The sequence below is a fragment of the Gulosibacter hominis genome (genome assembly GCF_904842695.1).
Taxonomy (GTDB): Bacteria; Actinomycetota; Actinomycetes; order Actinomycetales; family Microbacteriaceae; genus Gulosibacter; species Gulosibacter hominis.
Map to the genome: position 1 here is coordinate 1 of NZ_CAJGWQ010000008.1, position 12,590 is coordinate 12,590.

At 63.0% G+C, this 12,590-nt stretch carries 9 protein-coding genes and 1 riboswitch; of the genes, 6 read left to right on the forward strand and 3 right to left on the reverse strand.

The genetic code is table 11. The features are described from left to right. Positions 1–327: 327 nt before the first annotated feature. Entirely contained in the window at positions 328–2,457 is a 2,130-nt protein-coding gene (locus JMV54_RS06480) for an anthranilate synthase component I (RefSeq protein ID WP_201518111.1), read from the forward strand. 170 nt (positions 2,458–2,627) lie between these two features. Then, on the forward strand, positions 2,628–3,761 hold the full coding sequence (locus JMV54_RS06485; RefSeq protein ID WP_230972845.1) for a tyramine oxidase subunit B: 1,134 nt from the start codon (positions 2,628–2,630) through the stop codon (positions 3,759–3,761). 116 nt (positions 3,762–3,877) lie between these two features. Here the strand turns inward: JMV54_RS06485 and purU are convergent, their stop codons facing one another. Beyond that, positions 3,878–4,711, reverse strand: coding sequence for a formyltetrahydrofolate deformylase (gene purU, locus JMV54_RS06490; protein WP_420842083.1), 834 nt, complete (start codon positions 4,709–4,711; stop codon positions 3,878–3,880). 99 nt (positions 4,712–4,810) lie between these two features. Here purU and JMV54_RS06495 point away from each other — a divergent pair, with 99 nt between their 5' ends. From JMV54_RS06495 to JMV54_RS06505, 3 genes are all read left to right on the forward strand, one after another. Continuing rightward, the gene (locus JMV54_RS06495; protein WP_201518114.1) at positions 4,811–6,037 is read left to right on the forward strand and encodes an MFS transporter; all 1,227 of its coding nucleotides are present in this window, start codon (positions 4,811–4,813) and stop codon (positions 6,035–6,037) included. Positions 6,038–6,099: 62 nt separating this feature from the next. Then, a riboswitch (ZMP/ZTP riboswitch) is annotated at positions 6,100–6,181 on the forward strand. Positions 6,182–6,220: 39 nt separating this feature from the next. After that, entirely contained in the window at positions 6,221–7,495 is a 1,275-nt protein-coding gene (gene glyA / locus JMV54_RS06500; RefSeq protein ID WP_201518115.1) for a serine hydroxymethyltransferase, read from the forward strand. Next, entirely contained in the window at positions 7,492–8,394 is a 903-nt protein-coding gene (locus JMV54_RS06505) for a bifunctional methylenetetrahydrofolate dehydrogenase/methenyltetrahydrofolate cyclohydrolase (RefSeq protein ID WP_201518116.1), read from the forward strand. The genes glyA and JMV54_RS06505 overlap by 4 nt, the downstream gene beginning before the upstream one ends. Positions 8,395–8,488: 94 nt before the next feature. On the opposite strand, the gene JMV54_RS06510 is transcribed toward JMV54_RS06505, so the two are convergent. Beyond that, positions 8,489–9,679: a galactokinase gene (locus JMV54_RS06510; RefSeq protein WP_201518117.1), complete on the reverse strand. Its 1,191-nt coding sequence runs from the start codon at positions 9,677–9,679 to the stop codon at positions 8,489–8,491. A gap of 117 nt (positions 9,680–9,796) precedes the next feature. Continuing rightward, on the reverse strand, positions 9,797–10,714 hold the full coding sequence (locus tag JMV54_RS06515; RefSeq protein ID WP_201518118.1) for an NUDIX domain-containing protein: 918 nt from the start codon (positions 10,712–10,714) through the stop codon (positions 9,797–9,799). Between the two features lie 290 nt (positions 10,715–11,004). Here JMV54_RS06515 and JMV54_RS06520 point away from each other — a divergent pair, with 290 nt between their 5' ends. Continuing rightward, positions 11,005–12,537 carry a M23 family metallopeptidase gene (locus JMV54_RS06520; RefSeq protein WP_201518119.1) on the forward strand — a complete coding sequence of 511 codons (1,533 nt, stop codon included), beginning with the start codon at positions 11,005–11,007 and terminating at the stop codon, positions 12,535–12,537. The last annotated feature ends 53 nt before the right edge of the window (positions 12,538–12,590 follow it).

Sequence of the window (12,590 nt, forward strand, 5' to 3'; positions counted from 1 at the left end):
CGGTTGTGTTTGAGGACCTGGTCTACGGCTCGTTGTCTTCCCTCAACGGTCAGTGGGGCGTTACGGTGGGTCATGGAACGGGTCTCCTTTCGGACGACGGATGTTTTCGACACCACCCATCGTGCCGATCAGAGGCCCGTTCCTTCTACCCACACTCCGGTGGCCACAACGTCATGGCCCACAACATCTAGCCGCGCAGTCGATGGCACCGGGCAGCAGAAAAAACCTTCCGGTAACGGTCACTATTGCTGCGCATCCCCACCGCAGTGGTCGGGAGGTTACCGCACACGCATCCCCGCGGCGCATCCACGCAGTAACCTAGCTTGTATGCTCACAGTCACTACCTCCACGCACGCCGTCGACCCCGCCGAGATGACCGACATCATCACCGGGCTCGACTGGCGCGCCGGGGTGGTGCTGTCGAGCGGGGTGGAATTTCCGGGCCGCTACACCCAGTGGGATCTCGGTTTCATCGACCCGCCCCTGAAACTCGAAGGTCGCGGTTTCTCGCTGCGGATGCAGGCACTCAACGACCGCGGGCTTGTACCGCTGCGGGCCTTCGTGGATGCGCTGCAGCAGATCGACGGGATCACCCTCAGTGCCGTATCGAGCCACGAATACCTGATCGAAATCACCCCGCAGCGAGATGAGCTGCTGGCCGAAGAAGACCGCACCCGACGCCGCTCATCGTTCACCGTACTGCGTGCGCTCATTGCCGCACTGCCGTCGGATGCCCCGCACCTGGGGCTGTACGGCCCGTTCGGCTACGACCTGGTGCGGCAAATCGAGGCGCTGAACGAACCCGCCGGCGGTGACCAGCGTGATCTCGTCGTCTACCTGCCCGACTCGGTGTTGGCCGTTGACCGGCAGCGCGGGGATGCTCGCCGCTACGACTACGAGTTCGAATATCTCGGGCAATCAACCCAGGGGACCCCTCGCACCGAGGTGCCGGCACCTTTCAACGGCCCCGACCCGCAGGCGCAGCCGAGCCGCGACCACCAGCCCGGAGAATATGCCCAGCTGGTGCGTGAAGCAAAAGACTCGTTCCGTCGCGGCGACCTGTTCGAGGTGGTTCCTGGGCAGGCATTTCGCAGGCCCCTGCACACCACGCCCTCACGGGTATTCCAGCGGCTGCGCCGCGATAACCCTGCACCCTATGGCGCGCTCATGAACCTCGGCGGCAATGAATTTCTCATCACCGCATCCCCCGAAATGTTTGTGCGGGTGAACGGTCGCCGCATTGAAACCGCACCCATCTCGGGCACGATCGCCCGCGGCGCCGATGCCATCGAAGATGAGGGACAAATCCGCACGCTGCTCAATAGCGAAAAAGATCGTGCCGAACTGACGATGTGCACCGATGTTGACCGCAACGACAAGGCACGCATCTGCGAACCCGGATCGGTGCGAATTATCGGCCGCCGCCAGGTAGAGCTGTATGCCAAGGTGATTCATACGGTCGACCATGTCGAGGGCACGCTGCGCCCCGGCTATGACGGAATCGATGCGGTGGCCACACACATGTGGGCGGTCACCGTAACCGGGGCGCCAAAAATTTGGGCCATGCGATTTATTGACGAGCACGAGCGCTCGCCGCGCACCTGGTATGCGGGCGCGCTCGGGGTGCTCGGTGCGAATGGCGATGTCAACACCGGGCTCACGATTCGCGCGGCAATGATCCGCGACGGAATTGCCGAGGTGCGCGCCGGAGGTACGCTCCTCATCGAATCGGTTCCCGAAGAAGAAGAGCGCGAAACCGAGATGAAAGCCTCGGCGCTGCTCGAAGCCATCGACGCGGCCGACACCGACGAACCCGAAGCCGAAGCCGCGCCGCTGGCTGGCAGTGGGCACCGCATCCTGTTTTTTGACCACGAAGACTCGTTCGTACAGATGCTTGCCGGCTATATGCGCGAAACCGGTGCCGAGGTGCACACTGTGCGAGTGCCGAAGGGCGGTCTCGAAACGGAAGCTATTGCCGCGGTGATCGACCAGCAGCAGCCCACGCTCGTGGTGATGTCACCGGGGCCGGGTAGCCCCGCAGACTTTGCGGACGCCCAGATTCTTGCCGAAGTTGATCGCCGCGGCCTGCCGGTGTTCGGGGTGTGCCTCGGGCAGCAGGCGATGGCCGAATATTTTGGTGCCACCCTCAAGCAGCTCGAACATCCGCTGCACGGCCAGGAACGCGAGGTGCGCGTGGTGGCCGCAGGTTTTCTCGATTCGCTTCCCGAAACATTTGTCACCGGGCGCTACCACTCGCTGTATGTCGACCCCGATTCGATGCCCGAAAACCTCACCGTGGTTGCCAACGATGTAGACGGCATCCCGATGGCCATTCAGCATCGCGACAAACCGTGGTTTGCGGTGCAATTTCACCCCGAATCGCTCATGACGCTGCGCGACCGGGCCGGGCACCGGATTATTGATGCGGTGTTGGCGCAGTGCGACGCCCCGGCATAGGGGCCTGGCGCACGCGCGAGCTGTCGAGCGTCAAACCGTAACCACCATTTCACCCCGGGTTTGGTCGCGCTCGATTACACTCGCTTTCGGCGCTGACCACGCGCTATTTCACCCGCGTGTACCGGCGCCCCAAACGGGCCGGGTGCATGCCTGAGCCTGAAAGGCATTTGTTGAGCAGCAAAATCGAGTTCCGCTACCTCTCCGAACCCGACACCATCGCGGCCGGCGTACTGGATATGCCCTCGTGTGTGGCGGTAATGGAAGAGACTTTTCAGCTGTATGCGCGCGGTGATTATCGGATGGCCGGTCCGAATAATGATTCGCACGGAGCTCGAATGACCTTTCCCGAAAACCCGGCGATTCCGACCATGCCCGCACACGCCGACGAGCGCCGGTTTACGGCGATGCCGGCATATTTGGGCGGCTCGTTCGGCACCACCGGGATGAAGTGGTACGGCTCGAATCTCGAGAACCGCGACAAGGGCCTGCCGCGTTCCATCCTCATGTTTATGCTCAACGACACCGACACCGCGGCACCGCTGGCGCTCATGTCGGCGAACCTGCTGTCGGCGATGCGCACCGGTGCGGTCTCGGGGGTTGGCGCCAAATATTTTGCGCGCCCTGACTCAAAAGTGGCCGGTGTTGTTGGCCCCGGCGTGATGGGCCGCACGACCCTCGCCGCGATGGCCGCGGTGCTGCCAGAACTCGACACCGTGAAGGTGCGCGGTCGCAGCCAGGCGGGTATCGACGAATTCCGAGCGTGGGTGGGCGAGTGGGTTCCGCAGATCCGCGATATTCAGGTGGTCTACTCCAACGAAGAGGCTGTGCGCGATAGCGATGTGGTGGCCTATTGCGCCACCGCCAAGGCGGGAGACGTCGAGAACTATCCGCTGCTGAAGCGCGAGTGGCTGCGCGACGGCACATTCGTTGCCATGCCCGCGCCGGCCAACATTGACGAAGAGCTCGAAGACCTTTCGGTGCGCAAGGTCGTCGACTCATACGGCCTTTATGAGGCGTGGGCGCTGGACGCGCCATATCCCACCCACAATTTTGTCGGCATTATCGGCTGCAAATTCCTCGACCTGGTGTCGGAGGGCAAGATGCGCCACTGGGATATTGAAGAGCTTGGCGCGGTGGTCGAAGGCAGCGCGGATGGGCGTCGCAGCGATGACGAAATCGTGCTGTTCTCGGTGGGTGGCCTGCCGATCGAGGATGTCGCCTGGGGCACCACCATCTACCGCAACGCGGCCGAGCGTGGCATCGGCACCCTGCTGCCGCTGTGGGACACGCCGGCGCTCGCCTAACGGCACCGGCACTCGCCTAAGAGCGGGCCGGCGCTCGCCTAAAAGAGGCCGGGGAGTGTCACAGCGTGTGGACACTCTCCGGCCGGTTGCTCGCTAGTCAAAAACGGGCGTGCTTGCTAATCAAAAACGATCGTGCGCTGGCCATCCAGCAGGATGCGGTGCTCGGCAAACCATTTCACCGCCTGGGTGAGCGTGCGCGACTCTTCATCCTGACCGAGCGACTGCAGCTCAGCGACCGACTGCGAGTGGTCGACACGACGCACATTTTGTTCGATGATCGGCCCCTCGTCGAGGTCGGTGGTGACAAAGTGCGCGGTGGCGCCCACAAGCTTCACACCCCGGGCGTGCGCTTGACGGTAGGGGTTGGCACCCTTGAAGCCGGGTAGGAACGAGTGGTGAATATTGATGGCGCGGCCCTCGAGCGCATCGCACAGCTCGGGCGAGAGAATTTGCATGTAGCGGGCAAGCACCACCAGCTCGATATCGTGCTCAGCAACCACCTCGAGCACCCGACGCTCGAACGCGGCTTTTTCTTCGGGGTTCGTCACCGGCAGATGTTCAAACGGCACCTCATAAAATTTGGCGAGCGAGGCGAGCGTGGGGTGGTTTGACATCATCATCGGCACCTCGATCGGCAGATAGCCCGAGTGATACCGGAAAAGCAGGTCGTTGGCGCAGTGCTCGGCCTTGGACCCGAGAATCAGCGTGCGGATGCGACGCTCGGCAGCGTCGAGGTGGATCTGTGCGTTAAACCGCGCCGCAACCGGCTCGAGCTCGGCCATGAGCGCACCTCGCGTCACCGGGGTCGCGACCTCCAGGCGCAGAAAAAACCGACCCGTGTCGGTGGACGAAAACTGTTGCAGTTCAAGAATGTTTCCCGAGGCCGCGACCAGGGCGGCCGTAATCGCATGGACAATTCCGGGGCGGTCGTCGGCGACTAGCGTCAGAATCCACTGCTGTTCGTTCGGGGTGCTGGGCTGCTGCGTCGAGAAATTACTCACCAAGTCAGCCTACGACACCAGCCAAGCTTCACCGCGTAACCTGGGTCAGTGAATATCAGCCCCGACACCAAACGCCCGCTGCCGATGCTGGCGCTTATTGCTCTCGCCACGGCTTCGTTCATGTCGATCACTATCGAGATGATGCCGTCGGGCTTGATGCATCTGATGGCGCCCGAGCTGCAGGTGCAGCATTCGGATATCGGCAACCTGGTGTCGGTTTTTGCGCTCACTGTTGTGCTCACCTCCACACCGCTGGTGCTGCTGCTCAGCCGCATCCCCAAACGCACCCTGCTGGTGGTGGTGCTCACGATTTTTTCGATCGGCACGGTTTTTACGGCGCTGGCCCCAAACTATGCACTCGTGGCGGTGAGTCGAGTGGTTACCGGTGTCGCCCACGGGGTGTTTTGGGCCACGGTTACCGCCTACACCGCAACCATTGTGCGACCCGAACAGGTCATGAAAGCTGTCTCGATCACCGGCGGTGGCGGCAGCCTCGCCTTCGTGCTGGGTGTGCCGATCAGCACCTCGCTGGGGCAGTGGCTGGGATGGCGTGCGGCGTTCATTGCCGTGGCGGCAGGCTGTTTGGTGGTCGTGCTCATCTTGCTCGCGGTGCTCCCCAAGGGCCGGCCCGGAGAGCCAACCGTCACCACTGGTGCGATCGACACCGAGGCCGTGGCCAATGCGCTGCAGGGTCCGCAGCACTCCCTGCGCATGGTGACGTTGGTGTGTATCCTCACCGCCATTGTCATGTGCGGGCAATACAGCTTCTACTCGTATAACGCGCCATACCTGCTGCAGGAGGTGGCGATTACCGAGGCGCAGCTGCCGGTGGTGCAGTTTGGCTACGGCATCGCGTCGGCGCTCGCGGCGACGGCCACCGGGATGCTGTTCACCAGCCGGCCCAAATCGGGCTGGTATTTCACGGCGGTGCTCATGCTCGCCGGTGGCGCTGTGCTGACACTTTTCCCGGGGATGCAGCCGGTGGCGCTCACGGGGTTTGTGCTGTGGGGTGCCGGGATGGGATTCATGCCGGTGCTGCTGCAGGCGCGGTTGCTGGCGGCAGCGTCGGTGCGCCAGCGAGATTTGGCCGCGGCGCTTTACAACACCGGGTTCAATATCGGTATTGCATCCGGTTCATATTTGGGTGGTCTGCTGCTGACATCGTTCGGGATGCGGGCCCCCGGCACGGCATTTATGGCGCTACTGGTGCTGGCGATCGCGCTCTCAATCGCGATTGATTGGCGGCAGCGAAAAGCGGCCCCGACTGCGGTGTGAGCCCGGAATTTTTGTTGCGCGCCGAATTCTGAGCCGCTGTCAACTTTTGCCCGCTCTAGTATGGAATGAGCCGCGACTGGCGTCGGGTGGGTCACCATCGGGAAGCGGCAGAAGGAACACGAGCCGCACGCCTGGGTTCGCCGATCCAGTTCAACAAGCCATTGAATTGAACAAGGAGTCAATGTGTCCGACTACCAGAACCTGCCGCTTTCACAGGTCGATCCGGAAATCCTCGAGGTGCTGCGAGGCGAGCTTGAGCGCCAACGCAACACGCTCGAAATGATCGCCAGCGAAAACTTTGTGCCGCGCGCCGTGCTCGAATCGGCCGGCAGCGTGCTCACCAACAAGTACGCCGAGGGATACCCGGGCCGCCGCTATTACGGTGGCTGCGAGGTTGTTGACGTGGCCGAAAACCTGGCCCGCGAACGCGCAAAAGAACTGTTCGGTGCCAAGTTTGCAAACGTGCAGCCGCACTCGGGTGCGACCGCGAACGCTGCCGTACTGCACGCACTCGCCACTCCGGGCGACACCATCCTGGGGCTTTCGCTTGACCACGGTGGCCACCTCACCCACGGGATGAAAATCAACTTCTCGGGCCGCCTCTACGATGTGGCCGCCTACGGTGTCGACTACGACACCGGCCGCGTCAACATGGAAGAAGTCGCCCGACTCGCACGCGAACACAAGCCCAAGGTCATCATCGCCGGCTGGTCGGCCTACCCGCGCCAGCTCGACTTTGCTGCGTTCCGCGAGATCGCCGATGAGGTTGGTGCGTACCTGTGGGTTGATATGGCGCACTTCGCCGGCCTGGTAGCAGCCGGCCTGCACCCCAACCCGATGGAATACGCCGACGTCGTTTCATCGACCGTGCACAAGACCATCGGTGGCCCCCGGTCGGGTCTCATCCTCACCAACGACCCCGACCTGTCGAAAAAGATCAACTCGGCCGTCTTCCCCGGCCAGCAGGGCGGCCCGCTCATGCACATCGTGGCAGCAAAGGCCACCGCTTTTAAGCTCGCCGCCACCCCCGAGTTCAAAGAACGCCAGGAACGCACCCTGCGCGGCGCGGCCATCATCGCCGAGCGGCTCACGCAGCCCGACATGGCCGAACACGGCGTGGCCCTGACCACCGGCGGCACCGAAGTGCACCTGGTGCTCGTCGACCTGCGTGATGCCGAAATTGACGGCCAGCAGGCGGAAGATCTGCTGCACCAGGTGGGTATCACCGTCAACCGCAACTCCGTGCCCAACGACCCGCGCCCGCCGATGGTGACCTCGGGGCTGCGCATCGGTACTCCGGCGCTAGCAACCCGCGGTTTTGGTGATGAAGAGTTCCGCGAGGTGGCCGATGTGATCGCCGAAACCCTCAAGCCAAACCCCGATATTGAGGCCCTTCGAGCACGGACTCAGGCCCTGGCGGACGCCTTCCCGCTCTACCCGGGGCTGGTGTACGCGTGAGCGCAGAACGTCTCGACGGTAAGCTCGCCGCGGCCCAAATCAAGGCCGAGCTAAAAGAGCGCGTGGCGGCGCTGCGCGAACGCGGGGTTGTTCCCGGGCTCGCCACGGTGCTGGTGGGTGACGACCCGGCCTCGAAGCTTTACGTGGGTGGTAAACACCGCGACTGCGAGGAGATTGGTATCGCCTCGATCCGTGTTGAGCTGCCGGCCGACGCGACGTTCGAGGCGGTGGCGGCCGAACTCGATCGGCTCAACGCCGACGAGAGCTGCACCGGATACATCGTGCAATTGCCGCTGCCGCAGCACCTCGACCAGGATGCGCTGATTGAGCGTATCGATCCGGCCAAGGACGCGGACGGCCTGCATCCGATGAATCTCGGCCGACTCGTGCTCAACGCCAAGTCGCCAATCGAAACGCCACTACCGTGCACCCCGCGCGGCTGCATTGAGCTGCTCGAACGCAACGACATTTCGCTCGACGGGAAGCATGTGGTGGTGCTCGGACGCGGCGTCACAGTGGGTCGTTCAATCGGCCCGCTGCTGACACACCGTCGCTACAACGCCACCGTCACGCTCACTCACACTGGCACCCGCAACCTGCCCGAAATTGCTCGCACCGCCGATGTGATCATTGCTGCCGCAGGTTCGCCCGGAGTGGTGACTGCCGACATGGTGAAACCCGGTGCCGCGGTACTCGATGTGGGCGTGTCACGCATCCCCGACCCCGAAACCGGCAAGTCGAAGGTGCGCGGCGACGTTGACGCCGCGGTGTGGGATGTTGCCGGCCATGTTTCGCCGAACCCCGGTGGTGTGGGTCCCATGACCCGCGCGCTATTGCTGGCAAATGTGGTCGAGACTGCCGAGCGTGCGCTCGCGGCCCGAGAATCGAGCGCTAATTAACTCCGCACAACAAGCCTAGCTACGCATAAAACCGGGGTGTGCCTCATCGTGAGGCCACCCCGGTTTTGTGCTGTTTGGCGTGCCGACCCTTGCGTTAGGCATCCCGGCGGGCGGCCCCGGTTTTTACCGCCGGGTAGATTTGCAGCCCATCCCAGCCATACTCGGTGAATGCTTCGCGCAGCATTGCTTCGAGTCGGTCGTAGTCTGCCTGCGCCACGATGACGAATACGGCACCGCCAAATCCCGAACCTGTCATGCGGGCCGCCGGTGCGCCAGCTGCCGCAGCCACATCGCAGATGAGATCAATGCGCTGGGTCGAAACCTCAAAATCGTCGCGGATTGACCGCTGCGACTCGTTAAAAAGCGGTAGTACTGAAGGCAGCCCCTCGGTGCGGTTGAGCCGCGTGAAGTCGAGCACACGCTGAATTTCGGTCACGATATAGCGGGCACGGCGATAGTCGGCCTCATCGAGCTGTTCGCGCGCGGCTTCGAGTTCTTCGATGGAGAGTTCGCGCAGCGATTGATAGCCGAGCTGCTGGGCAACACGTCGGCAGGCGGCGTGGCGATCGTTTACCTTACCGGCCCAGTTGCGATGCGTTTCGCCACTTTCAACGATCATTCCCACATAGCCGTGTGCCGAGAGCGGGTTGACATCGATGGCCGTCGCATCACCGCCGCGAGCATCGTAGAACACATCGCGGTGCTCTTCGGCGAGGAGCACTGTGACGTGGTCGCTCATCCCCGACGAAGCGCCGATGTAGTCGTTTTCAACCTCGTAGCCGAAGCGTGCCAGGCGCATGGGCGTTTGATCGAGGTTCCACAGTTCGTTGAGCGCGGTTGAGAGGGCAGCACACAGCGAGGCGCTCGAGGCCAGCCCGGCACCGATCGGTACATCGGTGGTAATGAACATGTCGAGGCCCGTGAGCTGCGGTGTTGGGCGGTCGTCATCGAAAACGTGCTCGGGCAGCCAATTGCGGATGACCCAGAGCAGCCCCAGCGGATAGTCCTGCCACGCATGGGCGGCGGGTGGAGCGATGTCATCGAGCTCGACTTCGATCGCCTCGTCAACCAGATCGGTGCGGATACGGATGAGTCGGTCGGTGCGCGGTGCGAGCGCTACTGCCGAGCGGGCACCATAGGCGAATCCGTAGGTGATGCCGTCCTGGATGTCGGTGTGGTCGCCCATCAGGCTGATCCGCCCGGGGGCAGACCAAACTCCGGCGGGGTTGAAACCAAACGCATCGGCGAAACCTGTGCGAACGACGTCGCTCGTATTGCGGTGCATCAGCTGCTCAATTTCCTACGTCGATAACTACGGATGTCTCTATCGTATCCGGCACTGGTCAACGGTTCATGATGCTGCGTGCGGTCGTGGCGGCAAGCGGCAGAGGGTTGGTGCTCGTTAGTGGCCCGCTGTGCTGGTTGGGGCTTCCGATAGCAGCGAGCGCAACTCGGCGGGGGACACCGTGGCATGGGCACGTGCCCGCTGCTGCAGTTCGCGGTCGGCAGTGGCGAGTGCGATGAACTGCTGCGGGCCGTTTTCGCGCAGCTGATCGACTGTGGCGACCAGCTCATCATCACCCGCGGCGCTGGCCGTACGCACTGTGATGAGCTCGCTCGAGGTGGCAGCGGAATCGCTTGCGGCGGCTTTGGCGTCTCCTTCGAGCACGATTACAAACTGCGGCCAGACTCGCTCGAGCGGCAGGCCCAGTAGTTGGGCCGGCACACCCGAGCGGCTCAGTGCGACGAACTGATTCATGAGCGCGCGGGCGGCTGCGGCGCGGTCGCGCCACCAGCCGTCGGGTATCGTGCCCATGACGTTTGCCAGGTCGACCACGATCACTGGTCGAGCGTGCAGGACGGCATCGAGATCGGGGAGGGATGCGGCAAATCCGGGATGCAATGGTAGCTCGGCCAATTTTTCGAGCGGCACCCAGCGCGCATCCGCCGACTCGGCGTCGTTGAGCCGCGGCTGAAACGGATAGCGTGCTTCGGCGATCAGGGTGGTGTATGACCAAAACCCGAGCTCGAGCACCCGGGTGGCAATAATGTGCGCTGCATCTGGCGGTACGGTGAGTTCTTCGTGTGCTTCACGCAGTGCGGCCGCGGCGGGAGTTTCATCGCGATCGCGGGCGCCGCCCGGGATACCCCAGGTGTCGCCGTGGTGGCTCCAGGCTGCGCGGTGTTGCAGCAGGATTCCGCGCTGCTGATCGACAATAGCCAGGCCAGCGGCTCCGTAGCGTCCCCACATCCGTTTGCCTCCGGGGCCGTATACCCAGGCGTCGCCAGACTGTGGTTCGGTAGCGCGTGGCTGCTCCATAACTCCTCGCTTTCGGATGCCGAATCGGAAGAATCTGCCGGCATCAGCCTAGGTGCTGTAACTCAATCGCCAATACAGCATCGTTTTGCAACGGCGAGTGGTCGATGTTAATTGTGGCCGTTTTGCCAATACCACTGAAGTGGTCAAAAAGGGCATTCTTATGCGCGTGTTGCGCGCTATACTTGATGGGAGCGGTGCTCTCTATCCTGGGATATTCACGGCAGTGAAATTCTTGAGATCTGCAATCGCTCAAGTTTGAATGCTGAGTCGGTAGTGGGGGTGCTCGCTCGATGCGGGTTTTTGCAAACAATTTGCGTCGGGGTGCCGGTGTGCTGGTAGCCGGTGCGCTCGTTTTTGTAACACCGGTGTTTTCGGCCACCGCTCAGCCGCTCGACGGATTCACCGTGCGCGCGGTTGATACAGATACTCCAACCGAGCCTCAGACCCCATCCGAGCCTGAGACCCCCAGCGAACCGGAAACGCCCGAGGCACCCACCGACCCTGGCGTTACCGATCCGGGCACGACTGAACCTGGCACTACTGAGCCAGATCCGAGCACTCCGGCGCCCGGCGAGTCTGCTCCCGGCACCACGGCACCCGATCCCGGTGACACGAGTGCCCCCGGCCCCACCGGTGAGAACACCCCGACCCAGCCGGGCACCCCGCGACCTAGCGCGTCGCCAACCGCGCCAGCAACCGACGCCCCGCAGTACGACCTCGACAGTGTTGACTTTGTCACGCCGGAAGATGTTGATGCCGCTGGCAGCGATCCGGCGCAGCGCAGCCAACTCACCGGTCGTGCCCTCGAGCAGCTCGAACTTATCGATAAAGCGCTTCGAGAATCACGCGAACGGGTCAACAAGGCCGGTGAGCGCTATGCCACCGCGAGAGACAAGGCCGATGACGCCCGTGCCGAAGTGAATCGGCTCGAGCGCAGAATCGAAAACGAACGCAATAGCGCCGAGGTATCAGATCAGGTGGTGGGCCTGATGGTGCGCGAAATGCGCCAGGGCACCTATTCGGTACCGCCCGAACTCAACGTGGTGCTCGAGGGTGGCGACGACATGCTCTACCGCTACGGGGTGGTGTCATCGCTGACGCGAGACCAGGTGCTCAACTCGAAGCGGGCAACCCGGGCTGCCGACCGGCTCGAGCAGCTGCTGCCGGAAGCCGACCGCAAACGTAAAGAGGCCGAGCAACTCGAATCTGAGGCTGCGGCAGCTAAACGCGAGGCGGTGGCTGCTCAGGAATGGCTCACCAATCAGCTCAAAAAAGCCGAGAGCAGCTCAGGCGCGCTGCTCGAGGTGCTCACCAAACTCGGCTACGACGGCGGCACTGTCTCGAGCGAGCTGCTGGGGCTGCTGAAAACCCGTAATGATTTGCGCGCCCTCAGCGACACCGAGCTCAAGGGCAACGGGAAGGTGGCCCAGCCGCTAGAAAACTGGCGGGTTACCGACGGCTACGGCTACCGCACCGAACCCAAGGTGGGGATGCACCGCGGCACCGACTTCGTGGTGAACGGCAACACCTGCGGCGCGCCACTCTACGCAATGGTCGACGGCACCGTCACCTACGCGGGCGCGCTCGGCACCTTCGGCAACCACGTTGAGATCACCACCGCGAGTGGGCTTGTTTACTCGTACTCGCACATCCAAGACAACGGCATTGGCGTGGGTCTCGGACACAAGGTGCGGGCCGGGCAGCCAGTGGCACTCACCGGCACCACCGGATTTTCGACCGGCTGTCACCTGCACCTCGAGGTCCTCGTCGACGGCCAGCACATTGATCCGATGATCTGGCTGCGAGCGAACGGTTTGGCCTAAGCAACCACGAAAACGGCACCAGCACACCAATAAAACGGTTGAAATCGCGTTCA